Origin of the sequence: Synechococcus sp. CC9616 (assembly GCF_000515235.1) — a bacterium.
Lineage (GTDB): Bacteria > Cyanobacteriota > Cyanobacteriia > PCC-6307 > Cyanobiaceae > Parasynechococcus.
This window is the reverse complement of the sequence record NZ_KI911558.1, coordinates 1,507,682-1,532,368: the sequence shown is the minus strand read 5'-3', so window position 1 is coordinate 1,532,368 and position 24,687 is coordinate 1,507,682. Positions and strand designations below refer to the sequence as shown.

25 protein-coding genes and 1 pseudogene are annotated in these 24,687 nt (G+C 56.5%); 12 read left to right on the top strand and 14 right to left on the bottom strand.

What is annotated here, in order from left to right:
- Window positions 1-12 precede the first annotated feature (12 nt).
- On the bottom strand, window positions 13-969 hold the full coding sequence (locus SYN9616_RS0108990; RefSeq protein ID WP_028952789.1) for a GNAT family N-acyltransferase: 957 nt from the start codon (window positions 967-969) through the stop codon (window positions 13-15).
- A gap of 79 nt (window positions 970-1,048) precedes the next feature.
- On the opposite strand from SYN9616_RS0108990, the gene SYN9616_RS0108985 reads away from it, so the two are divergent.
- Window positions 1,049-2,161 carry a polysaccharide biosynthesis/export family protein gene (locus tag SYN9616_RS0108985; RefSeq protein ID WP_084218329.1) on the top strand — a complete coding sequence of 371 codons (1,113 nt, stop codon included), beginning with the start codon at window positions 1,049-1,051 and terminating at the stop codon, window positions 2,159-2,161.
- A 14-nt stretch (window positions 2,162-2,175) separates the two neighbouring features.
- On the opposite strand, the gene purB is transcribed toward SYN9616_RS0108985, so the two are convergent.
- From purB to SYN9616_RS0108970, 3 genes are all read right to left on the bottom strand, one after another.
- The gene (gene purB, locus SYN9616_RS0108980) at window positions 2,176-3,471 is read right to left on the bottom strand and encodes an adenylosuccinate lyase (RefSeq protein WP_028952787.1); all 1,296 of its coding nucleotides are present in this window, start codon (window positions 3,469-3,471) and stop codon (window positions 2,176-2,178) included.
- Entirely contained in the window at window positions 3,468-3,716 is a 249-nt protein-coding gene (locus tag SYN9616_RS0108975) for a hypothetical protein (protein WP_156918741.1), read from the bottom strand. The genes purB and SYN9616_RS0108975 overlap by 4 nt, the downstream gene beginning before the upstream one ends.
- 437 nt (window positions 3,717-4,153) lie before the next feature.
- Window positions 4,154-4,492 carry a P-II family nitrogen regulator gene (locus SYN9616_RS0108970; protein WP_028952785.1) on the bottom strand — a complete coding sequence of 113 codons (339 nt, stop codon included), beginning with the start codon at window positions 4,490-4,492 and terminating at the stop codon, window positions 4,154-4,156.
- Window positions 4,493-4,612: 120 nt separating this feature from the next.
- Between SYN9616_RS0108970 and queF the strand changes: the two genes are divergently transcribed.
- Window positions 4,613-5,026: a preQ(1) synthase gene (gene queF / locus SYN9616_RS0108965; protein WP_028952784.1), complete on the top strand. Its 414-nt coding sequence runs from the start codon at window positions 4,613-4,615 to the stop codon at window positions 5,024-5,026.
- A gap of 252 nt (window positions 5,027-5,278) precedes the next feature.
- Here queF and SYN9616_RS0108960 read toward each other — a convergent pair whose 3' ends face one another.
- The 4 genes from SYN9616_RS0108960 to SYN9616_RS0108945 form a co-directional block, all read right to left on the bottom strand.
- Window positions 5,279-6,541, bottom strand: a complete 1,263-nt coding sequence (locus SYN9616_RS0108960) for a cytochrome c biogenesis protein ResB (protein WP_028952783.1) — start codon at window positions 6,539-6,541, stop codon at window positions 5,279-5,281.
- A gap of 20 nt (window positions 6,542-6,561) precedes the next feature.
- A complete protein-coding gene (locus SYN9616_RS0108955) occupies window positions 6,562-7,230 on the bottom strand; it encodes a cytochrome c biogenesis CcdA family protein (protein WP_232200234.1) in 669 nt (222 codons plus the stop codon).
- A gap of 72 nt (window positions 7,231-7,302) precedes the next feature.
- Complete coding sequence (locus tag SYN9616_RS0108950) at window positions 7,303-8,481, bottom strand: FtsW/RodA/SpoVE family cell cycle protein (protein ID WP_369791940.1); 1,179 nt, start codon at window positions 8,479-8,481, stop codon at window positions 7,303-7,305.
- Between the two features lie 153 nt (window positions 8,482-8,634).
- Window positions 8,635-8,835: a hypothetical protein gene (locus tag SYN9616_RS0108945; protein WP_028952780.1), complete on the bottom strand. Its 201-nt coding sequence runs from the start codon at window positions 8,833-8,835 to the stop codon at window positions 8,635-8,637.
- Window positions 8,836-8,931: 96 nt separating this feature from the next.
- Here SYN9616_RS0108945 and SYN9616_RS15580 point away from each other — a divergent pair.
- Window positions 8,932-9,737 (top strand): annotated as a pseudogene (locus tag SYN9616_RS15580) (TlyA family RNA methyltransferase).
- A gap of 80 nt (window positions 9,738-9,817) precedes the next feature.
- On the opposite strand, the gene SYN9616_RS0108935 reads toward SYN9616_RS15580, so the two are convergent.
- The 4 genes from SYN9616_RS0108935 to SYN9616_RS0108920 all read right to left on the bottom strand — a co-directional run bounded on the left by SYN9616_RS0108935 (window position 9,818) and on the right by SYN9616_RS0108920 (window position 14,338).
- Window positions 9,818-10,018: a phycobilisome linker polypeptide gene (locus tag SYN9616_RS0108935; protein WP_028952779.1), complete on the bottom strand. Its 201-nt coding sequence runs from the start codon at window positions 10,016-10,018 to the stop codon at window positions 9,818-9,820.
- Between the two features lie 5 nt (window positions 10,019-10,023).
- Window positions 10,024-10,512 (bottom strand): allophycocyanin subunit beta, encoded by a 489-nt coding sequence (apcB, locus tag SYN9616_RS0108930; protein WP_028952778.1) that lies wholly within the window; start codon window positions 10,510-10,512, stop codon window positions 10,024-10,026.
- A gap of 36 nt (window positions 10,513-10,548) precedes the next feature.
- Window positions 10,549-11,034 (bottom strand): allophycocyanin, encoded by a 486-nt coding sequence (locus tag SYN9616_RS0108925; protein WP_028952777.1) that lies wholly within the window; start codon window positions 11,032-11,034, stop codon window positions 10,549-10,551.
- Between the two features lie 421 nt (window positions 11,035-11,455).
- A complete protein-coding gene (locus SYN9616_RS0108920; protein ID WP_037990864.1) occupies window positions 11,456-14,338 on the bottom strand; it encodes a phycobilisome rod-core linker polypeptide in 2,883 nt (960 codons plus the stop codon).
- Window positions 14,339-14,451: 113 nt separating this feature from the next.
- On the opposite strand from SYN9616_RS0108920, the gene SYN9616_RS0108915 reads away from it, so the two are divergent.
- The 9 genes from SYN9616_RS0108915 (at window position 14,452) to SYN9616_RS0108875 (ending at window position 21,336) form a co-directional block, all read left to right on the top strand.
- Complete coding sequence (locus SYN9616_RS0108915; protein WP_232200230.1) at window positions 14,452-15,654, top strand: trans-aconitate 2-methyltransferase; 1,203 nt, start codon at window positions 14,452-14,454, stop codon at window positions 15,652-15,654.
- 46 nt (window positions 15,655-15,700) lie between these two features.
- A complete protein-coding gene (locus SYN9616_RS0108910; protein ID WP_028952774.1) occupies window positions 15,701-16,036 on the top strand; it encodes an ATP synthase in 336 nt (111 codons plus the stop codon).
- Window positions 16,037-16,060: 24 nt separating this feature from the next.
- Window positions 16,061-16,786: a F0F1 ATP synthase subunit A gene (gene atpB / locus SYN9616_RS0108905; protein ID WP_028952773.1), complete on the top strand. Its 726-nt coding sequence runs from the start codon at window positions 16,061-16,063 to the stop codon at window positions 16,784-16,786.
- A 166-nt stretch (window positions 16,787-16,952) separates the two neighbouring features.
- Window positions 16,953-17,201 carry an ATP synthase F0 subunit C gene (gene atpE / locus SYN9616_RS0108900; RefSeq protein WP_006851467.1) on the top strand — a complete coding sequence of 83 codons (249 nt, stop codon included), beginning with the start codon at window positions 16,953-16,955 and terminating at the stop codon, window positions 17,199-17,201.
- Window positions 17,202-17,268: 67 nt separating this feature from the next.
- Window positions 17,269-17,733 carry a F0F1 ATP synthase subunit B' gene (locus SYN9616_RS0108895; RefSeq protein ID WP_028952772.1) on the top strand — a complete coding sequence of 155 codons (465 nt, stop codon included), beginning with the start codon at window positions 17,269-17,271 and terminating at the stop codon, window positions 17,731-17,733.
- Window positions 17,733-18,248 (top strand): F0F1 ATP synthase subunit B, encoded by a 516-nt coding sequence (locus tag SYN9616_RS0108890; RefSeq protein ID WP_037990862.1) that lies wholly within the window; start codon window positions 17,733-17,735, stop codon window positions 18,246-18,248. The genes SYN9616_RS0108895 and SYN9616_RS0108890 overlap by 1 nt, the downstream gene beginning before the upstream one ends.
- Window positions 18,248-18,796, top strand: coding sequence for an ATP synthase F1 subunit delta (gene atpH, locus SYN9616_RS0108885; RefSeq protein WP_028952770.1), 549 nt, complete (start codon window positions 18,248-18,250; stop codon window positions 18,794-18,796). Before SYN9616_RS0108890 ends, atpH begins: the two co-directional genes overlap by 1 nt.
- Window positions 18,797-18,854: 58 nt before the next feature.
- Window positions 18,855-20,375: a F0F1 ATP synthase subunit alpha gene (gene atpA, locus SYN9616_RS0108880; RefSeq protein ID WP_028952769.1), complete on the top strand. Its 1,521-nt coding sequence runs from the start codon at window positions 18,855-18,857 to the stop codon at window positions 20,373-20,375.
- A 10-nt stretch (window positions 20,376-20,385) separates the two neighbouring features.
- Window positions 20,386-21,336, top strand: a complete 951-nt coding sequence (locus SYN9616_RS0108875) for a F0F1 ATP synthase subunit gamma (RefSeq protein ID WP_028952768.1) — start codon at window positions 20,386-20,388, stop codon at window positions 21,334-21,336.
- A gap of 64 nt (window positions 21,337-21,400) precedes the next feature.
- Here the strand turns inward: SYN9616_RS0108875 and SYN9616_RS0108870 are convergent, their stop codons facing one another.
- Complete coding sequence (locus SYN9616_RS0108870) at window positions 21,401-21,934, bottom strand: hypothetical protein (protein WP_028952767.1); 534 nt, start codon at window positions 21,932-21,934, stop codon at window positions 21,401-21,403.
- A gap of 419 nt (window positions 21,935-22,353) precedes the next feature.
- On the bottom strand, window positions 22,354-24,519 hold the full coding sequence (locus SYN9616_RS0108865; protein ID WP_028952766.1) for a hypothetical protein: 2,166 nt from the start codon (window positions 24,517-24,519) through the stop codon (window positions 22,354-22,356).
- Between the last annotated feature and the right edge of the window lie 168 nt (window positions 24,520-24,687).

Below are 24,687 nucleotides of genomic sequence, written 5' to 3'. Positions count from 1 at the left end.
TAGTTCAAAGTATCAGCGCTGCTCGTTTGAGCTTCCGCCCCGGTACCAGCTGAATTGCTGGTAGATGGGGTTGTGGTCCACGTCGATGAAGAACCGCAGGCGTTCGTCCGGCAGCCTGCTGAGATCTGCGGACATCAAGATTTCCGTGATCTGGTTGAAGTCCTTCGCGAGGGAAAGACCGCAGACGCGGGCTTCCATCAGATTGAAGTACTGACGCAGGAGCACGGGCAACCGGAATTCATCGCAGAGTTCGTTGCGGATTCCGACTTCAAGTGCCTGAACATTTGGAATGCTGCTGAGGCTCTCGCTGGCCTGGATCGTCTCGACTGGATGGCGTGGTGCCGGTAATACCGGCTCGCTTTGCCGGTAGGGCGGCTGCATCAGGTTGCTGAGAAAGACCTGATTCACCGCGTCGTCGTAGGCGAAATGGTTGTACGAGACCAGCCCATGCAGGGTGCTGAAACCGGAGCGGACAGCGATCAGCAATCCACCTCTGAACAGGGCCATCAGTGAATGGGGCTGTCGCTGGAAGCGACTTGCGAGTGCCACCCTGCCGATCTCCAGATGGTTGCCCAGATCTGTGAGGGTCCCTTTGATCCCCGGATAGACGTGCTCCAGATAGGAGCTATTGCCATCCGGGAGGTCATCTCCCCGGCTGCCTGCCGGAAGGAACTGCAGTCGGGCTGAGCCGGCAAGAACTCCACTGCTGGACTCCACCAGCAGGAGATGGTCATAGGCCTGGTCGCGACCATCGAGATCCAGTGACTCTCCTGATCCGGACAGCTGTTCGCGATAGGTGGATTCCCGCAGTCGCCCCACTGGCTCGGCGACGGCGGGGAACTGATCCCCGCGGATCAGGTACAGATCCAGCCCCTCCACATCAAAAAGTCGCCCACTACGACGGAAGGATTCGATCAACTCGATCGACAGGGTCTGCTCCGACGGAATGGACGAACCAGACAGTGTCATTGAAGTCCCATTCCGTCTCAATCTGAGGGAAGATTAGAGCCCTCTTCCGTCAGCTCCAGACCACCAAAGCAGACGCCGTATGTCCTTTCTCCGCCGTTCACGGTCCTCTCAGAAGCAGTGGTTCTCCGCAATTCTGGCCGGCAGCCTGGTGTGGCTTCCCTGCGCAGCAGTTGCGGAGGCAGCCCCGCTTGGACGGACTGCGGTGGCCATGAACAACGCCACAGGCACGCTTCCGGCAGCACGGCCCTACCGCTACCGGCTGGGTCCTGGTGATCAGCTTTCGATGACGGTGTTCAAGATGGAGGGCTACGAAGCCAAGGTGGAAGTCCTCAGCGATGGGACCATCAACCTGCCGCGTATCGGCACGATTGATGTGTGGGGGCTGACGCTTGAGGAAGCGAAGCAGTCAATCACCGACAGCTACGCAAAGATTCTGCGCAGGCCCCTGGTTCATCTTGATCTGGTTTCCCCACGGCCGATCAAGGTGACCGTCACGGGAGATGTTGAAACTCCAGGGGTGTTTTCGCTTCCAGCTAAGGGAGATGGGGGTTGGCCCACCCTTGTTGATGTGGTGCAAATAGCTGGTGGTATTGGAGCTACGGGAGATCTTTCACGGCTGGAACTGATCCGTCCGTCTCAGACGCCCGGTGGTGAACCAACCCGATACAGCTTTGACTACCTCTCTGTACTCAGGGATGGCGGGCATGCTCCGACTCCCTTGATTTACGACGGAGACAGCATTCGGGTTTACAAATCCGAAACGCTCAACAACTCCGACATGATCACGGCTGCGGCATCCAATTTCGCGCCAGACACCATCAAGGTGAATGTGATTGGTGAAGTCACGAATCCCGGTGTCGTTCAGGTGCCATCCAACTCTCCTGTTTCAAGAGCGATCCTGGCCACAGGTGGTATCACGCGTCGTGGCAGCGATAACACCGTTGAACTGATCCGCGTTGATGGTGAAGGGAAACCAACGGTAAAACGGCTCGGTTTCAATCCAAAAGCCACCCTCAGCAGCCCCACCAACCCCCCTCTGCGGCAGGGGGATGTGTTGGTCGTGAACCGCAATCAACTTGCCAAGGTGACCGACACCATGGCCGATGCCCTCGAGCCGTTCGATCCGATCATCCGGGTGACATCCATCTTTAGGCTGCTTGGTCTCCCCGTTGGTGGATTACTTGGTCTTTGAATAGGTTTTTGAACTTAAATTGCCAAGCGATCCCAAATCACATTGAGATTGGCTTGGTGCACGTCTGTCGAGAAACAGTCGGCGAGCTGCTCGGTTGAGAGGTTGCTACTTACCTCTGCGTCTGCTTCCAGATTGGCTCTGAAGTTGCCACCGTCTGTGTTCCAGGCGGTGTGAGCATTGCGTTGCACCACTTTGTAGGCCTCTTCCCGACTCATGCCGCTGCTCACAAGAGCCAGCAAAACCCGTTGGCTGAAGACAACGCCGCCATAGACGTTCATGTTGCGGCGCATGTTTTCTGGGTAGACCCCGAGACCTTTCACCACGGCGGTCATCTCCCGCAGCATGAAGTGGAGGGTGACGGAGCAGTCGGGCAGCATCATGCGCTCGGTGGAGCTGTGGCTGATATCCCGTTCGTGCCAGAGCGCGACGTTTTCCAGCGCGGCGATGACGTAACTCCGAAGCACCCGTGCCAGACCACTGATGCGTTCGCTGCGAATCGGATTGCGTTTGTGCGGCATTGCTGAACTGCCTTTCTGGCCTTTGGCGAAGTTCTCCTCCACCTCCAGCACATCGGTGCGTTGCAGGTTGCGGATTTCTGTGGAGAAGCGTTCCAGAGAGGCGCCAACAAGAGCCAGCGTTTGCACGTAATCGGCGTGTCGATCACGGGAGATCACCTGGGTGCTGGCTGTGTCCGGTACGAGACCAAGGATGTTGCAGCTGATGGCTTCGACCTGAGGGTCCGTGTTGGCATAGGTCCCCATGGCACCACTGATCTGGCCAACGGCTACATCCTGTTCCAGTCGTTGGAGGCGTTGGCGATTGCGCTCTGTTTCCGCCAACCAACCGGCCACTTTGAACCCGAAGGTGATCGGCTCACCGTGAATGGCATGGGACCGGCCGATCATTTCGGTGCCTTTATGGGATCGAGCCAACGTGCGCAATGCCTCCGCCAAGGCATCCAGTTCTTTGCGCAGCAGCGCAACGGACTTTTTCATCTGCAGTGCCAGTCCGGTATCCAGCACGTCGGAGCTGGTCATGCCGACATGGATGTAACGCCCTGCATCACCGACGTGTTCGTTGACGTTGGTGAGGAAGGCGATCACGTCGTGCCGAACTTCGGCTTCGATTTCGAGGATGCGCTCAATCTCGAAGCTGGCCTTGGCTTTGATCGTGTCCAGGGCTTCCTGCGGCACGCGGCCGAGGCGGCAATTGGCTTCGGTAGCGGCGACCTCCACATCCAGCCAGCTCTGGAATTTGGCCTGCTCATTCCAGACGGCACCCATCTCGGGCAGGGTGTAGCGCTCGATCAACGGCCTGCGCGGTAGCTCAACGTCTTGAATCTATGGCGCCGACCGTTTTGTTTCAGATCGCAGCAAAGCAATGGATGCGCATCCACCCGGATCATCACTCTGTGATGCATCGTCCATGCGTTTTTCTTGATGGCTGACTGAATCAGTTGAAGAATCAAGTTGGTCCTTTGGACTCTTGTCGCCGACTGACGATTGATCTGCGCCCGTGATTTTTTAATGCTGTTGTTGTGGGCCTGCAATGCCATCATTGCCCCGATCTGGATGGATGGGTTGGTCGTGACTCGAACTGAACTTGTACAGTCGTTATGGAATTATTATTAGTCATAAGCACTTAAAGGGTGTCTTCTTTTGTGCGTTTCTTTGCCAAGGCAACTTCAGCCTATTGGCTTAGTCGCTGGATGTTAGAATTTGCTCAAAAGTGAAAAGCTTGAGAGGTTGGATGGGCTGATAATGCTGATTTGTTGATCTGGCCTGCTTCTGATAAGACTTTGCCGTAAAATCAGTGCCTTTTTCGAAAAGGTAATCCTCGCGTTGATACACTAAGTAGATGAGATTTATTAATTTTCTGGCCGCATAAAGTTGCTGCTAAATCCTTCCTTCCACAGGTGCAAGTTATATGCTATCGGTTTGAATCCGTACTGTTTTGTTATTGAATTCTTTAATTTGTTTCCGATTGCAGCGCTTAAAGTGCCGTGCTGTCTCGATCGCCTGTGCGGATCCTGACGACTGAATCAATGGGACTGATGAAGATTTTGCCGTCACCGATCTCGCCAGTTCGTGCTGCATCAGCAATAGCTTTCACAACCTCTTCGACGTTATCGCTTTCAACAACGACTTCAATTTTGAGCTTCTGCAGAAATTCAACCGTGAATTCTGAGCCGCGGTAACGCTCCACCTGGCCTTTCTGACGGCCAAAGCCCCTCACTTCGGTCACCGTCATGCCGATGATCCCAGATTCAACAAGGGCAACTTTGACGTCTTCCAGCTTGAAGGGACGGATGATGGCTTCGACTTTTTTCATGGGTAGAGACCCCCGCATTGGTCCAGCATGCCTTGGAAATTGGCTCGCCGGGTAGTACCTGTAACCGAATGAGCGTCTTCACCTTCTAGTTTTGAGCGGTCCCTGATCTCGATTCAACTTTTGACCGATTCCAGTGGGGCTCAGCAGACTCAGACCCCCCATTACGGCGAGCGTGCGATTGATGAAGCCGAGCTGATCTGCTTTGAGAATCCACGGCCAGGCCGGCCTTATGAGGTGTCGATCGAACTTCCGGAGTTCACTTGCAAGTGTCCCTTCTCCGGGTATCCCGATTTTGCGGTGCTGCGACTGATTTATCAGCCCGGTCCTCGGGTGGTGGAGCTCAAGGCGATCAAGCTTTACGTGAATAACTATCGCGATCGTGCGATTTCCCATGAAGAAGTGACCAACCGCATCCTCGATGACCTCGTGGCAGCGACTGATCCGGTTTGGATGCAGCTAGAGGCAGATTTCAACCCACGAGGCAATGTGCACACTGTGGTGCGGGTTAGTCACGGCAATCGTCAGCCCTGCTGACCGCCAGACCTTGGATCCTGGCGGATATCAGGACAGACAACTTGACTTGTCAGTCGAGCTATGGCTTGCGAACGGGGCCTCAATGATTGAAGAGTGATGTGTAGCAGCGCTGAAGGAGATCAAGAACAAGACGCTTGCTTTGCACCTATGACGACCGCCCCTTCAGCGAATGATCCAGGAAGTAGCAATGAGTTGTCCTATCCGGATCTGTTTTGCTGCTTAGGTCTTTGAGAGGTTCTTGACGTCAATCAATCATTGAGCAGCCTGCAGCAACTGGGGCAGCTCGACCGCGAATGCGGCCAGGTTGCGGTTGCAAAGCCCCCCCACGTGCAGCTGCTTTCCCTCCGCGATCGCCCAAACCTGGCGGGTGGCAATCAGGCTGAGCCCTCCTCCCAGGAGCGTTATGGCAAAGCCCAGGTAAACGAGCGGAACGCCCGGATCACGTTTGAGCAACAGGCCGCTTGCCGGAAGAACCGAGGCCACCCTGAGCGGCAACCCTTTCACTTCGGACGGTTCTCCGCCGGGGCGAAGCAGGGCCAGGCGCTCACCATTGCCGTCGAAAACCTGCACAGGGCCTTGCTCTGTTTTCAGGCTCAGCAACACGGGTTCCGTTCCATCCGGGCGAGTCGGCAGAACCAATCCCCAGACCTGCTCCCCCAGCTCCGGGAAGGTGCGTAGGGGCAGCTCCAGCTCTGGGCTCCTGCCGATCTGCAGGGTGATCGTCGCGAGCGACCAGTCCGCCTGGTAAATCGTGATGCCTCGATGGCGGAGGGGGTGGTTGACGCTGATCTCCGAATCCATTGCTTGCTGGTTGCCCTTTAATTCCAGCGAGGAGCGGAACTGTTCAGGCCTGCCAGCGGCATCCCTCTCGATCTGGAAATCCTTGAGCGTGATCGTGAGTTGGTTGTCGCCCAGGCGGTTGAGCAGGTCTAAACTGCGGCCCGGGGCCAGGAACCGCTCCAGGCGATTCCCCGCCAGGGCGCCCCAGACAGCCCCCAGCATCAGCAACACCAGCCCGGTGTGCACCAGGAGGGGGCCGACGCGCCCGGCAATCCCCTTGCGGGCCGCCAACCTGCCTTCGCGGCAATTCAATTGCCAGCCCTTTGATCGCAACAGGCCGTATAAGCGTTGAAGGCTGTCATCGGCGTTGTCGCAGGGCAGGGTTTCAGCGATGGAGAGTTTGCTGAGCTGTCGTGGTGTCTTGTAATCGATCCACTGCCGTGCGGCCTGGAGTGCAGGCCACTGGCGGCGCCAGCTGCAAAGAATCAGGGCAAGCCCCAACCATGCGAGCAGGGCCAGAAACCAGCCGCTGGAATAGACGTGATCCAGCTGCAATTGCAGCACCTCATCGCCATTCAGCAGTCCCAGCCAGGGAGTCTCCGCGTAGGCGTCGATGTAGCTGGCGGGAGGATCGCCCTGGGGAATCGCCGTACCGACGGCGCTGGCAACGGCGATCAACAGCAGCAACACAATGGCGAGCCGCAGATCAGAAAGCAGGGCTGCCAGTCGACGCATCAGGAGACCCATGGCTTGGCTTAACTCCAGCGCGCCAGCAGCGTGAGCATGCCGCTGGCCAGCAGCACGACTCCGCTGATCGGAGGGACCCAACGCCCGATCGAACGCAAGGACAGCAGCCGTGGAACCGACGCTGCGAACGTGCCTGCTAGCAGCAGCGGCAGCACCTGGCCGATGCCGAAGCTGGTGAGCAGCAGCATGCCCACCAGCGGCCGTCCGCTCTGGGCGATCCAGCCCAGTAGAACGGCCAACACCGGTGTGGTGCATGGCGAAGCCGCCAGCCCGAAGGCAAGACCTGCCGCCACAGGGGCAAGCGCTGCAGGGACGCGTTTGCGCCAGAGCTCTGGATCGGGGCCCGACGGCAGAGGAATGCGCAGCAGTCCCAGCAGGTTGAGGCCCATCACAACGGCCAGGATGGCCACCAGAGTTGGCACCAGCGCTGGAACCTGTCCGTAGATACGACCCAACAGTCCACTCAGGCTTCCCAGCAGAACCAGCGCCCCGACGATGCCACTGCAGAACGTGAGGCTGCGCTGCCAGGGGGATCGTCCATCCTCAAAACCCGCGAGGTAGGCGAGGGTGACAGGAAGAAGCGAGAGGGAGCAAGGCCCGAGGCTGGTCAGGGCCCCGCCCGCAAAAACCAGGCCAAGAGTGAGCGGGCCCGGGTTGGCGAGGGCCTGGGTCAGCAACTCCTCGCTGCGTTGCGCCAGATCCGAGAGCAGAAGCAGATCCAGAGCCAGGCTTTGAATTCGTGGTTCAGCCTATCGAGACTTGCGGGAGACCCTCTCCCGCATGGAGGTGCGTCCGCCGATCAGACCGGTGGATTCCAGGGAACAGCGGATCAACAAACCCAGGATCACGAGGCTGGACATCAGGGAGTTGCCTCCATAGCTGATCAGGGGCAAGGGCAGCCCAGTAGTGGGCATGGCGCCGGAGGCGACGGCGATGTTGAGGATTGACTGGCCAACCAGGATCGTGCAGCAGCCGATCGCCACAAGGCGTGACTGGTTGCTGCGGCATCGCAAGGCAACCCTGAGGCCAGCCCAAGCCATCAGCATCAGAAACAGCAGCAGCATCATTGAGCCGACAAAGCCGAACTCCTCAGCGAACACCGCGTAAATGAAATCAGTGTTCTGTATCGGCAGGTATTGCAATTTCTGGGTTGAGAGCCCGTACCCCTGACCGGCCAGGCCCCCTGATCCGATCGCCAGCAGGCTTTGAACGAGCTGATAGCCATCACCCATCGGATCCTGCCAGGGGTCCAGGAACGACACCACGCGCAGCCGCTGGTACTCATTGAGAAGGATGCTGGTGATCCCCATCCCTGCTCCAACCACTGCCGTGCCCAGGAGGCTTCTCAACCGCAGCCCCGCTGCAAGAGCCACCATCCAGAGCGTCAAGCCCATCAGCGCTGCTGTCGAGAGATTGGGCTGCTTGAGGATCAGCATCAAGAGTCCACCAAAGCTGCCAAGCCACAACAGCTTTTGGTCAAGGCCGACGCGGTTCCAGGGGGCAAACAGATTGGCGGCCTGCAGTACCACGAAGGGCTTCACCAGTTCGGAGGGCTGAACCTGAAGGGGGCCCACCACCAGCCAACGGCTGGCACCGTTGACCGTGGTGCCCATCACCAAGGTGGCCGCAATCATCAAGCAGCCGATCCAAAGGGCTGGTCCGGACCATTTCAGCCAGCGGCGCAGGCTTGTGCTCAGCGTCAGCCCCAGCAAGCTCCAGCTTGCGATCAGCCAGATTGCCTGCCGTTTTACATAGAAAGCGCCATCTCCGATTTCGCGCAGGGCCACCCACCAGCTGGCTGATCCCAGCACAATCAGTCCGGCCAGGCTCCACAGGGCGGTTAAGCCGATGAGCAAGCGCGCTTCAGCCGGCCATAACGACCAGGGAAGCGGCAGTAAACGCTGCACCAGATTCGGACGTTCTCTGATGCGTTCCCGCGCTAGACGTCGTTGGGAGACAGAGACGCTGGTCAATGGAGCGTAATGAATGTCTTTCTGTACCTATTGAGCCGCGTCAGAGTCGCTTTGCCAAGGGATTGATCGAAGAGAAAGAAGCGCCGATTCGTCAGCTCTGGCCTTGGATCAGGCGGCGCGCAGCCGCTCATGTTCCACTTCCCAGTGCACAAACTGCCCCCAGGCTTGCTGACGAACCCAGCAACGCCCACCACGGCACTGAATCAGCTGAAATGGAGGAAGATCCGTTGGTTGATTCTCCAGCGTCACAAAGGCTCCGGGCCTGAGCAGGGGAACCACCTTGGCGGATTTCGGAAGGTGGTTTGACACGCTGAGACTTGCGGTTGGAATGATCTTCTTGGCAGAAGGCGAATCGCCGGACGGATCCACGGTTTTCTTTGGGATCACGTCTGCTTTTATGACGGAATGGCTTCAAAACAGCGACTTGATCTGCAGCTGCTGACCTTGGGACTGGCCGCATCACGGCAACAAGCCCAGCAATTGATTCGCGCTGGCAAGGTTCGTGATGAGGCTGGGCAACTGCTTGATAAACCGGGATTGGAGGTGGCCAATGAACGAGTGCTGGTGGTGGAAAAACCGCCGCGTTTCGTTTCCCGGGGCGGTGAAAAACTGCAGGCCGGCCTCGAAGCTTTCCCGATTGATGTGAAGGGCAAAACCTGCCTTGATGGCGGAATATCAACCGGTGGCTTCACCGATTGCCTGCTTCAGCACGGTGCCACCAAGGTGTATGGCGTTGATGTGGGTTATGGCCAAACGGCATGGACCCTGCGCACGGATGATCGGGTGGTTCTGCGGGAGCGCACCAACCTCCGTTACCTCGAGCCAGAGGATTTGTACGGCGCTGAAGACCCCAAGCCCAGCCTTGCGGTTACGGATGTGTCGTTCATTTCGCTTCGCCTGATTCTTCCCGCCTTGCATCGCTTGACCATCGGCACCGCTGCGGATGTGCTGGTGTTGGTGAAACCGCAATTCGAGGTCGGGCGTCAGCGGGTCGGTAAAGGCGGAGTGGTCCGAGATCCATCAGCCCATCTCGATGCAATTCAACAGGTGATAGGTGCCGCTTCAGAGCTCGGATGGATTGCGCAGGGGGTGGTGGCTTCGCCCATCACAGGCCCGGCTGCAACCATGAGTACGTGTTGTGGCTGTCCGATCAGGTGCCATCGATGGCGTTACCTGACCTAGAGGCTCTGGTGGCGTCGACCCTGGGCTGAAGCTCTCAGGAATTGCTGGGGACAGCGCAAAAAAAAATCCCGGAGGTCAGTCCGGGAGAAGCATGTCTTGGAGTTTTGGATCAGTTGCCAACGTTGACTTGTTGCCCACCTGTGCAGAGTTCAACCTTGATGATGCGACCTCCCTGCTTCTGGATTCGCTGTTGCTCTGCAAACCAGCTCTCGTATGGCACCCACTTGGTGAAGAAGGTGTTTTGAAGCTCGCGCTGCGACCGAACCTTTTCAGGACTGGGAATGCAGGCGGTGACTTTGAACAACCTCATGGGCCTCAGTTGCCCAGGCCGGAGCAGATGTAGTCGAAGTACACACCCATCTCTTTGCCGGCATCAGGACCAACCAAACCTGCGGTGACTTCCTTCATGGCCTGAATGGCCTGGACGGTGGCACCGATCGGCACGCCCAGGGAGTTGTAGGTCTCCTTGAGGCCGTTCAAAACACGCTCATCGAGGATCGAGGTGTCGCCGGCCAGCATCGCGTAGGTGGAATAACGCAGGTAGTAGTCCAGATCGCGGATGCAGGCGGCGTAGCGACGGGTCGTGTACATGTTGCCGCCCGGACGGGTGATGTCCGAATACAGAAGCGCTTTGGCGACAGCGTCCCGGATGATGGCCGAAGCGTTGGCGCTGATGGTGGCGGCGGCACGAACCCGAAGTTCACCGCTGGCGAAGTAGGACTCGAGATTGCTCATCGAGGCCGTATCCAGGTACAGGCCCTGAACGTCGGACTTGTTGATGACGTTGGTGATGGCGTCTTGCATGGATCCTTGGATGCGTGAAGGGAATCAGCGGTGTGTTCAGGCGAGTGCGCCCACCACGTAGTCGAAGTAAGTACCAGCTTCCTCGGCGTCGGCGCCGGTGAGGAGGCCCATGGCGACCGTCTTCATCTCACGCACGGCTTCAGCCATGGCTTCCAGGGGTGTGCCCAGGGAGCGGTAGAGCTCTTTTGCTCCGATGACGCCGATCTCTTCGATGGGCGTGACATCGCCGGAGACGATGCCGTAGGTCACAAGGCGGAGGTAGTAGTCCATGTCGCGCAGACATGTTGCGGTCATTTCCTCTCCGTAGGCATTGCCGCCGGGGGAAATGACGTCGGGACGCTTCTGGAACAGCTGACCACCAGCCTGCTTAACGATGCGCTCGCGGCTTTCGCACAGAACTTGGGCGACGCGGAGACGGCGTTGACCGCCGGTCACGAAGGCCTTGATCTGGTCGAGTTCGCCAGGGCTGAGGTAGCGGGCTTCGGCGTCCGCGTTGATGATCGAGTTGGAGACGATGCTCATGCAGTTCTGCCTCGAAACAAGCGGCCGCCCGTAGGAGACCGGTATCCGGTGAATGTGGGTGATCCCTTTCAGGATCGAGTCTCAGACTAAGGGCTGAGAGCCTATGTCGAGCCAATCATTCAGAAGGTTGTTTACAACGTTCAACACTGAACGTTGATGGTCCCCTGAATGACGATCCGACACTGCCGAGGAACCCGGCAACCGCAGCATTCTGCGCCAAACATCTCAATGCTCCCGGGCAGAGGTAACAGTTCTTCACTGCCTGTTGGTAATGATGAGATCCGTTCTCCCACAGTGAATCCTGCGGGCACTCCCTAAGGAGTCGCAAGAAAGCAAGGGCAATGCATTGTTCTCCTGAACGCTGTGAACTTCAGGAGATCGATATCAAAAATTGGGAGCCGATTGGTTGGCTTCTAATCAATCAGATGGCTGAATTCATGGCTGGATTCATACCTGCATTGCCGCGATAAAGAGCTGCGGTGCGCTGCTGGGTCGCCTGGGTGACATCGCCCCTGGTGTTCATGCCGTCCATGCGCGGAACCTGATTCGCTTCAACGATGCGATCGAGCACCTCACGAACGGCAACCGGCTGGCCGGATTCGGCCCGCAAGCGGAGGAAACGGCTCACTTCGGCGGGAGAAGCCACCCGCCCGAGCAGCGCCAGACTGGCAGCGGAGGCGGCACGCAAGGGGGCCATCGCGTACAAACGCGACTGGAAGCCATCGGCCATCGCCACCTCCGTAATGAAATCGCTCAGATTGGAATCCTCGTTGCGAAGACGGGATTCAGCCTCCAGAAGCCGTTCGTTCTCGAGTGGAACGCGGTTCAGCAATTGTTTGTAGGTGGCATCAATGATTGTGCGCAGCTCACTCTCGTCGCAGGGACGCTTCAGAACCAGTTGTTGCGGAAGTGATGGGCGAAGTTTGTAGCCCTCGGCGCCCTTGGTTTCAAGCGCTCTCGTCATCGGTGTGAGCGGAGCTGCCGTGCTCGTGCGGTTCCGCTTGATCGGCTCCCCAAGCCGGATCTGACGCAGGCTCTTCTGAAGGTCGTCGCTGCTGAAGTCCTTCGCGATGCCGTTCCAATCGGCCCTCGAACCGCCACCGCGACCGGGGAAGTTTCTCGGTGTGATCTCGCCACTGCCGCGATAAGCCATCGGTGCCAACGGTTCAGGGCGGTTGGTCAGCACCAGGCTGGAGCTGTCGTAACCGAACTCGGCGACCTCCCGTTTCAGGGTCGGAGCGCGGCGCACATTGAGGTCGCCTGGCGTGATGAAGCGCTCGAAGGGAACGGTGTCCTCACCGAAGCAATCCTGATAGTCCTTGCTGTCGATCAAGGCGTCGACAACGCCATAGAAGCCCTTGCGCGCTGCAGTGTCGAACAGTGCATCGATCTCCCAACGGCCGAAGGTCGGTCGACCCAGCAGTCGCCGGTGCATCACCTCAATGGCCTTCACGATGTAGAGGCCACTCCAGTAACGGCGTCGGAAGGCATCGGAGCGGGCAACACTGCGGACAAAATCTTTGAGGCAGATATCGCCGTTTTCGAGTCGTGCCTCTTCAGAACCGAGCCGCTCGCCGGCGTAGCCGGCGTTTCCCAGTACCTGCACGTACACGGCATTGATCACCGACTGGGTGCTCGACTCCGTGTTGCGAACACTGGGTTGACCGCCGCGGTTTGGACGAGCGGCCCCGCCTGTGGAGATTTGCTGCAGGCGGATTACGCGAGGCCCCACCTTGCGGGGACGGCTGGAACGGGACTGGGCGCTGGCGATCTGGCCTGGACTGTTGAGGCCGTTGCTGACCAGCAGCCGCCGGCTGTCATACCCGTAGGGAGCTGGGCGCGTTGACACTGAAGCTGAGCCGCTGGGGAAGATGGCGCCGTATTGGTTGGCGACGGGATCGTTGCCCCCGCCGTAAACGTGCTGGTCAGCAAACGGCTGCCGATAGGACGCGTACAACGTGACGTACTGGGGGGCTCCCTCGAAGGGGGCACTGAAGTTGTACAGCTTGCGATTGGATCCCCAACCAGCACTCTCCTGGGCTTCTTCTCCAAGATCACGAATGTATGGAACCGTTTCCTCCCCGAAGCAGCGGGCGTATTCCTTCGAATTCACAAGAACGTCCACCAGTCCGTTCAGTCCCTGGTCGCTGAGGATCGAGAACGACTTGCGAAATTCCTCGAGAGAACTGATGCCTCGTCCGAGGAAATGGCGATAAGCCAATTCCACGACACGGCTGTTCACGAAACGGTCGTGGAATTGCTGGCGGTATTCCTTGCTGCGGCCGAGTGCACGGATGAACTCCCGGGTTGAAATCTGCCCCTGGCTGACCTGGCTGGCTTCTGAGCGGCAGGGACACTGGGAGTAGCCCTTGGCGATATCGCGTTCGAATACCTGGCGGTAGGCAGCCCGGATCACCTCGGCCTTTTCAGCTCCGGAGAGACCCGGGCGCATTTCAAAGCGCTGGGATCCTTCGGAGGCAAGCGCGTAGATGGCTGGTAGTTGCAGTCCCTGTTGCACACCACTGCCCTGCCGTTGTTTGGTGCTGGGGGTGGGGACCGCCAGTTCCTGCAGCAGCACGTTGAAGCAGTCGATGGCCAGCTGTCTCGATTCGGGCCGGTCTCTCAGCAACTGGGCTGAAGCGGCGCGCATTTCCTGCAGCGCCACATTGGTGGCGGCCAGGGAGCAGTTGGCCAGAAGGATGTCGCGAAGCCCGCGGGTGTTCACCGAGAGGATGCTGGGATCGCCTGCGACAACGGCGTAGCCCACGTAACGCAGGAACCAGCCCATGTCCCGCACGGACTTGCGCATAAATGCAGGCCCGTACTTCGCCACACTGATGGCGTTGAACCCTGTTGGCAGAACCACCCTGACGTCCGCGTCGCCACCTGCACCTTCCAGCAAGCGCGTCAGGAAATTGCCCCGTTTGGTGTCTCCGCTGCTGCCCGTGAAGGTTCGAACGGATTGCTCGAAGGCCACCTGATCTGCCGCCAACGGAGTGCCTTCCTCGGCGCTGCTGCGGCTTGTTTCACCCGTGCTGAGAGGAGCTTCCAGGAATGACAGCGGGGTGCCACCGACAAAGATGCGATTGGCAGCTCGAGCCACGATCGACTCTGCGTTGGCCGCGATGATGCGAGCGGCTTCCAGCCGGTCCTGACCACTACGGAAAAAGGTGATCAGGGTGTCGAGTTCTCCTCCGTCGGGGAATCGGTCCTGTTGTTCCGCCTGACGAACGCTCGACAGCGGCAGTGTGTCAAACAGTTGGGGGGACACCCTCGGGCTGCCACTGCTGGCGGTCACTGTCATCGACGGAGGCTTGTCGGATCGAGACACGTTACGGCTGGCAGGCAGGTGCTCCCGCGTGGCATGAACAAATGTTTGCAGGCCTTGCAGCGCGTGCGATTCAGCGACCTGTTGCCATGAAAAGCTCGCGTGATCCCTGGTTTGCCTGCATGGTCGATCCTTTGCCAACCGATGCCGCGACTCCCACGGTGAGCGCTTTTTATGACCGCTTCCCTTATCCGGGAGACCCTGTTCAAGAGGGCCCACCGCCTGGATACAACTGGCGTTGGTGCCATCGCAGCGTTCTGGCAGCCGTTCATGGTGCGATCCCTGCAGTTGGCCCAGCTCCTCGCATCCTCGATGCCGGCTGCGGCACCGGGGTGAGCACTGACTATCTCTGTCACCTCAATCCAGGAGCTGAGGTTCTTGCAGTGGATATCAGTGATGGGGCGTTGGCCGTGGCCCGAGAGCGTCTGCGGCTGTCCGGTGCCCAGGAGCTGGTTCCAAAGCTGCGTCAGGAGCGGCGCAGCCTGCTGGATCTGGAGGGTGAGGGGCCATTCGACTACATCAATTCCGTTGGGGTGTTGCATCATCTCGATCAACCGGAGGCAGGACTAGGGGCCCTTGCGGGTCTGTTGGCTGTGGATGGGCTGCTGCATCTCTTCCTTTATGCGGACTCCGGGCGCTGGGAAATCCATCGCACCCAGAAGGCCCTGAATCTGCTTGGCGTGGGAACAGGCAGCGAGGGACTGCGGCTTGGTCGGGATCTGTTCCAGACCTTGCCTGAAACAAACCGGTTGGCCCGTCATCACCGCGAACGCTGGGCTATCGACTGCGCTGCCGATGCGAACTTTGCAGATATGTATCTGCATCCTCAGGAAATCAGCTACAGCCTGGAGAGCCTGTTCCGGTTCATCGCGACTGCCGGGCTCCATTTCGCTGGCTTTTCCAATCCAGAGGTCTGGGATCCCGCCCGCCTGCTTGAGGGGGAACTGCTCGAGCGCGCCAGAGCGCTGGAACCTCAACAGCAGTGGGCGTTGGTGGAACAGCTCGATCCCGATATCAGTCATTTCGAGTTTTTTCTCTCTGCCCAACCGGTTTCAACGTCCCCGTGGACGGATGCGGAGCTGAGGCAGGCGTCGGCGATTCGACAGCCCTGTCTCTGGGGAGAACCCGATCCGGTTCTTGATCGCAACATGCAACCGATTCAGCTCGATGCTGCCTCGGCTGCCTTGCTGCGCGCCGTAGAGACGCAGCCAGGCGTCCCGCTCGGTTCGCTGGCTGAACCCGCTTTGGTGCGTGATCTTGTCGACCGGCATCTCCTCCTGTTGCAGAGGTAACTACAGAAGACACGTGATAGATTCCGCGCGCCAATTCAGGCGTTGCTTGGAAGATTTCTACCGTCTTCAGCGTCGTCTGCTGCTGGCCACCGGTTTGGTGGCACTGATCTCGGTTCCGATCGTGGCAGTGACCTTCAACCTCTCGGTGGCCGGCAGTGTGTTCGTGGGTGCCTGCGCCGGACTTCTGTACGTGCGCCTGCTCGCCCGCAGCGTGGCCAACCTCAGTGAACAGTCTCGCGGACTGGGACGCTTTCAGCTTGTCGTGCCGACCCTGCTTGTGGTCGGTGCTGCCAAGTTGCCCCAGCTCGATCTACTGCCTGCCTTCCTGGGATTTCTCCTCTACAAGCCCGCTTTGATTCTTCAGCACGTCTTCGACAGCTGAAGCAGAGCATTTCTCTCCGCACCCATGGCTTTGCTGCCCTTCCAATTGCCGTTCGCCGAACTGGAGGTTGGTCACCATCTGTACTGGCAGATCGGTGACCTTTATCTCCACGGCCAGGTGTTTTTGAGCTCCTGGATCTTGATTGGCGTTTTGCTCGCTCTGGTGCTTGTTGGCACCCGGGGCATGCAGCGCGATCCGATCGGTCTGCAGAACCTTCTGGAATTTCTCTGGGGCTTCATTCGCGACCTGGCACGGGACCAGATCGGTGAAAAGCACTATCGGGATTGGCTTCCGTTCATCGGGACGTTGTTCCTGTTCATCTTCGTGAGCAACTGGGGCGGTGCCTTGATCCCCTGGAAGATCATCGAGCTGCCTGAAGGAGAACTCGGTGCACCAACCGCAGATATCAACACCACGGTGGCGATGGCTCTGTTGGTGTCTCTGGTGTATTTCTACGCCGGTTTGAGCCGCAAGGGACTGCGTTTCTTCGAGCTGTATGTGGAGCCGACTCCGATCATGCTCCCGTTCAAGATCATCGAGGAATTCACCAAGCCTCTGTCGCTCTCTTTCCGTTTGTTCGGAAACATCCTGGCTGACGAATTAGCTGTGGGAGTTCTGGTGTATCTCGTGCCTTTGATTGTGCCTCTGCCCGTGATGCTTTTGGGGCTCTTCACCAGTGCGATTCAGGCGCTTATTTTTGCCACCCTCGCCGCTTTTTACATCGGAGAAGGACTTCACGAGGCCCACTAATTTTCAAAACTCTTTCGCCTTTTGAGGCGATCTGCTAAACAAAACCGCGCGTAGGTCCGACGCTTGATCGGGCCCACTCCTTGAAGGGGTGTCCCAGCGCGGGGGGAACCGATCCCCAACCCAATTCAGTTCAGCGCTCCACGCGCTTCCCCTAACCCCACCAAACATGGATTCCATTACCTCCGCTGCTTCCGTTGTGGCTGCAGGCCTGGCAGTTGGCCTGGCCGCTATCGGCCCTGGTATCGGACAGGGCACCGCGTCCGGCGGCGCTGTTGAAGGCATCGCCCGTCAGCCCGAAGCCGAAGGCAAGATCCGCGGAACCCTGCTGCTGTCCCTGGCATTCATGGAATCGCTGACCATCTACGGCCTGGTGGTGGCTCTGGTGCTTCTGTTCGCCAACCCTTTCGCCGGCTGATCAGGGCGGGGGGTTCGTTCCCCCCTTCTGACCGTCTTGTACCGATCCCTTTCCAGCGCACCCTTCCATGACCTGGCTTCTGCTTGCTGAAGCAGGTGTTCCTGAGGGAGGTCTTTTCGACCTCGATGCCACCCTTCCGCTGATGGCGGTTCAGGTGGTTGTCCTCACCTACCTGCTCAATGTTCTCTTCTTCCGTCCGGTCGGCAAGGTCGTGGAGGATCGAGAGGGCTATATCTCCACCAGCCGAGCTGATGCCAAGGAGAAGCTTGCCCAGATTCAACGTCTGGAAGCCGACCTGGCTGAGCAGCTGAAAGGGGCCCGTCAAGCGGCTCAGGCTGCTGTGGTGGAGGCCGAACAAGAAGTTGACGGCCTTTACCGCGCAGCGATTACCCAGGCAGAGCTGGAAGCGAACAGCACCAAGGAAGCTGCCCGCCGCGAGATGGATGACGAGCGCAATCAGGCTCGTTCACAACTCCAGAGCCGGGTTGACCAGCTCAGCGATCAGATCATTAACCGACTGCTCACTGCCTGATGACCTTCCTACCCCTGCTGGCTTCCGAAGGTTTCGGATTCAACTTCAACATTTTCGAGACGAATCTGGTCAACCTGACCATCGTCATTGTTCTTCTGGTCAAGTTCCTCAGTGGATTCCTTGGCGGCATTCTCGAGCGGCGCCGCACAGCCATCCTCCAGGATCTGCAGGACGCTGAAACGCGCCTGAAAACGGCCACTGACGAGCTCGCCAAAGCACAGGCTGATCTGGCTGAGGCCAATAAGAGGGCTGAAAAGATTCGTCTGGATGGTCAATCCCGCGCGGCTTCCATCCGTGCTGAGGGAGAGCAACGCACCATCGCTGTGATGGCCAACATCAAACAGGGAGCCTCTGCGGATGCCGACGCCGAGGCCATTCGGATCAACGATGCTCTTCGCCGCGAAGCCGCCACCGCAGCCATCAGCAAGGTTCTCAAAGACCTGCCGGGCCGTCTTGATGACAAGGCCCAAAGCAAGCTGCTGGATGCTTCCATCGCCAATCTGAGGGACGCCTGATGCCGATTCTCAATTCACTGGCTACGCCCTACGCCGAAGCCTTGCTTCAGATCACCGAAGGACGCAAGGAGTCCGAGACGGTTGCTGAGCAATGCAAGGACCTTCTCGGTGTGTGGGAGAGCTCAGCTGATTTTCGTGACGCGATGGTGTCGCCGGTGCTCGAGCCCTCAGGCAAAAAGCAAGCTCTTGATGCCTTGCTTGGTGATCAGGTCACACCATCGTTGATGAATCTGCTCAAAGTGCTGGCAGATCGTCAGCGCCTTCAGGCGCTCGATGCGGTGATGCTTCGCTATCTCGAGCTCTACCGCCAGCAGCAGGGCATCACGTTGGCCCACGTGCGTTCAGCTCAACCTCTCACAGAGGAGCAGCAAGCCGCATTGTCAAGCAAGGTGCAGGCCATGGCCGGTACCAAGAAGGTCGATATCGACCTCAGTGTTGATCCAGGTCTGATCGGCGGTTTCGTCGTGAGTCTTGGCTCTCAGGTGATCGATGCCAGCCTGTCAGGACAGGTTCGCCGCCTCGGTCTGGCGCTCGCCAAGGCGAGCTGAGTCCACTCCCCTTTCTTTTCGCTCCTTCCTCAACTCTTCCCCGCTTGGGGCAAACGCCATGGTTTCCATCCGTCCCGACGAGATCAGCGCCATCCTCAAAAAGCAGATTGAGGATTACGACAAGTCTGTCTCCGTCAGCAATGTTGGCTCCGTTCTCCAGGTGGGAGACGGCATCGCCCGTGTCTACGGCCTGCAAGAGGCCATGGCTGGTGAGCTTCTCGAGTTTGAAGATGGCACCGAAGCCATCGCCCTCAACCTCGAAGACGACAACGTCGGCGCCGTGCTGATGGGCGAAGGCCTTGGCATTCAGGAAGGCAGCACCGTTAAAGCCACCGGCAAGATCGCTTCAGTCCCCGTTGGAGAAGCGACCCTCGGACGGGTGGTCAACTCGTTGGGTCAGCCCATCGACGGCAAGGGCGACATCGCTGCAACAGAGATGCGCCTGATCGAGTCGATGGCTCCGGGCATCATTCAGCGGAAGTCGGTGCATGAGCCGATGCAGACCGGCATCACCGCCATCGACGCCATGATCCCCGTCGGTCGTGGCCAGCGGGAGCTGATCATCGGAGACCGCCAGACCGGCAAGACCGCTATCGCGATCGACACGATCCTGAATCAGAAGGATCAGGACATGATCTGCGTCTACGTTGCCGTGGGCCAGAAAGCGGCATCAGTGGCCAACGTGGTTGAAGTGCTCCGCGAACGTGGCGCTCTCGATTACACGGTGGTGGTGGCCGCGAACGCCTCTGAGCCCGCTGCCCTGCAGTACCTGGCTCCTTATACGGGTGCTTCGATCGCCGAGTACTTCATGTACAAGGGCAAGGCAACCCTGGTGATCTACGACGACCTGTCCAAGCAGGCGGCTGCTTACCGCCAGATGTCCCTGCTGCTGCGTCGTCCGCCCGGTCGTGAGGCCTATCCCGGAGACGTTTTCTACCTTCACAGCCGTTTGCTTGAACGTGCCGCCAAGCTCTCCGATGCCATGGGCAAAGGATCGATGACCGCTCTCCCCATCATCGAGACCCAAGCCGGTGACGTTTCGGCGTACATCCCCACCAACGTGATTTCGATCACCGATGGCCAAATCTTCCTGAGTTCTGACCTGTTCAACTCCGGTCTGCGCCCGGCCATCAATGTGGGTGTGTCCGTGAGTCGGGTGGGCGGTGCCGCCCAGACCAAGGCGATCAAGAAGATTGCCGGAACCCTGAAGCTGGAGCTTGCTCAGTTCGATGAACTGGCTGCCTTCTCGCAGTTCGCTTCCGATCTTGATGCGGCCACTCAGAAGCAGCTCGGCCGCGGCAAGCGTCTGCGTGAGCTGCTCAAGCAACCCCAGTTCAGCCCGCTGATCCTTGCTGAGCAGGTCGCCATTGTTTACGCCGGCGTCAAAGGCCTCATCGATGATGTCCCGGTCGAAAGCATTGTTGATTTCTCGCGTGAGCTGCGCGAGTACCTGAAGTCCAACAAGCCTGAGTTCATCAATGAAATTCAGGAGAAAAAGGTGATGAGCCCTGAGGCTGAGGCCATCCTCAAGGACGCCATCAACGAAGTCGTGTCCAACCTCGTGGCTTCGGCCAGCTGAAGTCGCCGACATGGCAAATCTCAAAGAGATCCGCGACCGGATTAAATCGGTCAAGAACACCAGAAAAATCACCGAGGCCATGCGCCTTGTTGCTGCAGCCAAAGTGCGTCGTGCACAGGAGCAGGTGTTGCGCAGTCGTCCCTTCGCGGATCGATTGGCGCGCGTGCTGGAGAATCTCCAGTCCCGCATGCAGATGGAAGATGCTGCAGCTCCTCTGATGGAGCAACGGCCAGTGCAGAGCGTCACCTTGGTGGCCTGCACCGGTGATCGAGGCCTCTGTGGTGGATACAACTCCAACATCATCAGACGCACTGAGCAACGCTTTGCTGAGCTCAAAGGCAAAGGCTTTGATGTGAAATTGGTGCTGATCGGCCGAAAGGCTGGCAGTTACTTCTCCAACCGCAATTATCCGATTCAAGCCACGTTTGCTGGCTTGGAGCAGGTACCGACGGCTGATGAAGCCAATACCATCGCCACCGACCTTCTGGCTGAATTCATTGCCCAGAGTAGTGATCGTGTAGAAATTATTTTCACCAAGTTCATCAATTTGGTGAGTTGTAAGCCGGTGGTTCAGACGCTGCTGCCGCTTGATCCCCAGGACATTGCCGATCCCGACGATGAGATCTTCCGTCTCACCACCAAGGATGGTCGTTTGACGGTGGAACCTGGTGCCGGGCCTGCAAACACGGAACCGAAAATCCCTTCGGACATCGTGTTTGAGCAGAGCCCTGAGCAATTGTTGAATGCATTGCTGCCTCTCTACCTGCAGAATCAGCTTTTGCGTTCCCTGCAGGAATCAGCGGCATCTGAGCTGGCCAGTCGGATGACGGCCATGAACAATGCAAGTGACAATGCCAAGGAACTCGCCAAGACGTTGACCTTGGATTACAACAAGGCGCGTCAGGCGGCGATTACTCAGGAGATTCTTGAGGTTGTTGGTGGTTCAGCCGTTGCTGGCTGATCCTTGTTGTTAATTTGAAACCACAAAAGCCGGCCCATTGGGCCGGCTTTTTATTGGCTTTGAGTTAGACCACCAATGAATTGTTGATAAGAGCGATTTGAATGTACTCGCCACTGTCCAGAACATTTGTGTCGGGGAAACCAGTCAGATCCAGTAAGCCAGCTTCGCCCAACTCTGAAAAAGTGGCCGTATCAATGGAGTAAAAGTTAGGTGATTTTTCAGCATTCTTCTCGAGGCTCTTAAGGAACTTTCTGAATGAGTATTTTTTCTTGCCGAATTTCACTTTCTCGAGCTTGTTCTCGGGGACCAGAGTTCCGAAAGGGTCCGAGAAGATCATTCCAAAATCTCTGACGCCAGTGTCGAGATTGGTTGTGGAGATCATCACATCGCGATCATTGATGAGGATGGTACTGACGACAGAATTCAAGGATTTGGACTTTGGGTTGAGATCGCTGAATTTCCCCATTCCAAATCGAATGGTATCTTTGCCGCCCCCTGCATCGGCGACGAATCCCCATTCTTGATCGGTCAGGAGATCATAAGTGTCGTTCCCTAGACCTCCTGAGAGAATGGAAGGTATGGTTGATTTTCCTCCCAAAGCTGATTCGGTTTCAATCTGATAGCTGCCATTGGTCAGAACATCGTTTCCTGCTCCTGCATAAAAGCCAAAGCCACCCTCAACGAATTGCTTGTCCCTTTTTAGGGGTGCCTAAAGGTAATGTTTGGTAGGGCCCAAAATCGAGAACTTCCATTTAAGAATTTGGCGACGTTCTTCTGCTGTAGCAAAAATGTTCTCCAATGACAAGTCACTGTTTTGTTTTGGACGTGTGGTCTTGTGGTTCAGTCTCTCGCTTCATCCCAAAGGTGCCAATTTCTGGGAGCTTCGAAAACACAGTTGTCCCTGTTCATACGATTCTCTGGTTATGACCTCCTTAACGGTACTGATCAGTGAGGCTAGCATCGAGAACAAAGCCGGCCGATCAGGGGGTCCGGCTTTGTATTGATATCTTTCAGGTACTAATTGTCTAGAACGGTGATGCTGGCTGTTCCGCTAATTGGAGTGATGTAATTTGATGTTTCGAATATCGAGAAATTAAATGCCGCAGAGCTGCTTGTCATGCTTTTCTTGTTGGTTCTAAATTGCAAGATTGCATTTCCTGAGGTGTCCAGCATGGCTGTTCCATAGGTAAGACCAGTATCTTCAAAGTAGGCAATATTTTCATCTGCTGCTGGGCCAGAACCTTTCCAATAAATAATTTCACCAGGGTCAACATTTTTTGTCTTGACTTTCATTTTGAAACCTTTGCCTTCTTTGACTGTCGCTGCGCTTGAAATCAAGTCGTAGGTCTGTTGTGGCGTTGTTGATGTGTCGTTAATTGTAATTTCATCTGATGCCCCGATGAGACCAGTACGGCCGGCATCGCTATAGAGATTCAGCTTGAAATATTCCGTGCCTTCAGTCAGTAAATCTTTTGCAGCTTCAAAGTTGATTTGGAATTTTTGAGTGGAATCTTGTGTAACAACTCCAGAACGTGGTGTTACAAAATCACCATCCGTAATATTCAAACCGGTGACATCCCAATAAATATTTTCACCTGAAGGAACACCTCTGGTAAAGACCTTGAATTTCATCGCTTTACCTTCATCAATGACTGTTTTGTTGGGTTCAGCTTCAGCGGGTGTGGCGATCAGTTCAAACGACGTCGTTGCGACTTTCGTTGTGCTATTTTTTCTGAATAGATCGATGGTTGCTTCGGTATTTTCATTGGTTGAATTGTCAAACCTGAAAAAATGTTCAATCGAAGAATATCCGTTTTTAGAAATCTCAGTGGTTCCTGTTAGCCCACTCCCTTTGGACTGATCAAGATCAGTTCCATCAATGTCCGGTCCGCTCAGTCTCCAGTCGAGCACTTCTCCAGGCAGGGCATCAGAATCAACCCGTGTTGAAACTTTTTCTCCGCGTTGAAAATCGCTACGGTTTGGAGAGAGTGTGAACCAGTCGCCTCCCAGAACACCTCCACCCCACTGTTGTTGTTTGGTATTGGGATTGATTGATGTGGTTGGAGATTTCTCGGGTGTTTGAACTGAAGTGTCAAGCACCGGCACTGTTGTCGAAGCGATTCCTTTTTTAAATTTTTTATCCCGGTACAATGAAATCGTAAGATTTTCTGTGCCTTCCGTCTTGTTATCGTTTCTGAGGAGATGTGGAATAAAAGCAGTGCCGTTGCTGTTCAGAATCACTTCGCCTGAAGTTCTGGCATAAGAGAGATCAAAATCGTTCTGATCGATACTATTGCCGCCTGTTTTGTAATAAAGAACTAATCCGCCTTTGTTGTTTGAATCAATCCTGGTACGTGTTGATGTGTTTTCACGGATCTCTGTGCGACTTGGTGAGAGTGTGAACCAAGTTCCTTTGTCGGTCTTGTTGCTCCAAACGGGTTGTTTTCCAGAAGGAGTTTTTGACTTTGTGGGGCCTTGCTCTGGCGTTTCGATGGACGTATCAAGAATTGGTATTTCTTTAGACGACAATTTTTTCTTGTAAGCCTTGTCGGCAAAGATGCTAACGGTGACATCTTCAGTGCCTTCAGTTTTGTGGTCATCGCGTACCATCAAAGGGATTTGTGCCTTCCCAGTGCTATCCATCTTCGCTTTGCCACTCATGCGGGCATAGGAGAGATTAAAGTCGTTTTTGTCGATTCCTTTGCCGCTTAAGGTATAAAAAACTGTCTCATCAGGGGTGCCATTATTAATCGTAAATTGGACGAGTACATTTTCTTTGACTTGTGTCCTCGCGGCATTCATTGACCATGGTTTGCTTGAATCCTTGTCGGGATCATATGATTTTGCAACGATAGCGATTGAGTCGCCAGCAACCCTGGTTTTAAATTTCGAGTCGAGAAAATAGTCAACGTCGAGTGTGGTGTTTTGTGTGCGCTCACTATTGGCAGCAATTTCAAAGATTTGCTTATTGGAGCCGTCTTTTTTAAGCGTCGACTGACCCTGAAGGCTCCCATTCTTGAAATCATTTCTTGTGATTCCGTCACCACTGAATGTCCAGAAAATATCATCCTCTCCATAGGCACTGGATGACTTGATCTGGGATTTGAAAGATTTTCCCTGCTTAACACTGTCCTTATTCAGAGTAAGCTCAAAGTCACTTGAACCCTGCAGGCTTTTTGACATTGGACTCTCAAGAATCAATTTTCTCTAATCGTACATCGGCATGGTTCGTTTGAAGCGTTTGCTTTGATAACTCTTAGACATCTATCAGTCTGTATTCACCAGTTTGTTTTTCCGGTAAAGCCCATCTATCGATGTTGTCTCAGTCTTTAGGGAATATTGGCTGGCTGA

What these genes read in the sequence shown, in the direction of transcription:
- atpA (WP_028952769.1), top strand. Translation starts at nt 18,855, where the DNA reads ATGGTTTCCATCCGTCCCGACGAGATCAGCGCCATCCTCAAAAAGCAG.
- atpE (WP_006851467.1), top strand. Translation starts at nt 16,953, where the DNA reads ATGGATTCCATTACCTCCGCTGCTTCCGTTGTGGCTGCAGGCCTGGCA.
- SYN9616_RS0108990 (WP_028952789.1), bottom strand. Translation starts at nt 969, where the DNA reads ATGACACTGTCTGGTTCGTCCATTCCGTCGGAGCAGACCCTGTCGATC.
- SYN9616_RS0108920 (WP_037990864.1), bottom strand. Translation starts at nt 14,338, where the DNA reads ATGACAGTGACCGCCAGCAGTGGCAGCCCGAGGGTGTCCCCCCAACTG.
- SYN9616_RS0108890 (WP_037990862.1), top strand. Translation starts at nt 17,733, where the DNA reads ATGACCTTCCTACCCCTGCTGGCTTCCGAAGGTTTCGGATTCAACTTC.
- SYN9616_RS0108865 (WP_028952766.1), bottom strand. Translation starts at nt 24,519, where the DNA reads ATGTCAAAAAGCCTGCAGGGTTCAAGTGACTTTGAGCTTACTCTGAAT.
- SYN9616_RS0108960 (WP_028952783.1), bottom strand. Translation starts at nt 6,541, where the DNA reads ATGCGTCGACTGGCAGCCCTGCTTTCTGATCTGCGGCTCGCCATTGTG.
- atpB (WP_028952773.1), top strand. Translation starts at nt 16,061, where the DNA reads ATGGCTTTGCTGCCCTTCCAATTGCCGTTCGCCGAACTGGAGGTTGGT.
- SYN9616_RS0108975 (WP_156918741.1), bottom strand. Translation starts at nt 3,716, where the DNA reads ATGGCATTGCAGGCCCACAACAACAGCATTAAAAAATCACGGGCGCAG.
- SYN9616_RS0108925 (WP_028952777.1), bottom strand. Translation starts at nt 11,034, where the DNA reads ATGAGCATCGTCTCCAACTCGATCATCAACGCGGACGCCGAAGCCCGC.
- SYN9616_RS0108895 (WP_028952772.1), top strand. Translation starts at nt 17,269, where the DNA reads ATGACCTGGCTTCTGCTTGCTGAAGCAGGTGTTCCTGAGGGAGGTCTT.
- atpH (WP_028952770.1), top strand. Translation starts at nt 18,248, where the DNA reads ATGCCGATTCTCAATTCACTGGCTACGCCCTACGCCGAAGCCTTGCTT.
- SYN9616_RS0108915 (WP_232200230.1), top strand. Translation starts at nt 14,452, where the DNA reads ATGAAAAGCTCGCGTGATCCCTGGTTTGCCTGCATGGTCGATCCTTTG.
- SYN9616_RS0108970 (WP_028952785.1), bottom strand. Translation starts at nt 4,492, where the DNA reads ATGAAAAAAGTCGAAGCCATCATCCGTCCCTTCAAGCTGGAAGACGTC.
- SYN9616_RS0108985 (WP_084218329.1), top strand. Translation starts at nt 1,049, where the DNA reads ATGTCCTTTCTCCGCCGTTCACGGTCCTCTCAGAAGCAGTGGTTCTCC.
- SYN9616_RS0108935 (WP_028952779.1), bottom strand. Translation starts at nt 10,018, where the DNA reads ATGAGGTTGTTCAAAGTCACCGCCTGCATTCCCAGTCCTGAAAAGGTT.
- apcB (WP_028952778.1), bottom strand. Translation starts at nt 10,512, where the DNA reads ATGCAAGACGCCATCACCAACGTCATCAACAAGTCCGACGTTCAGGGC.
- SYN9616_RS0108875 (WP_028952768.1), top strand. Translation starts at nt 20,386, where the DNA reads ATGGCAAATCTCAAAGAGATCCGCGACCGGATTAAATCGGTCAAGAAC.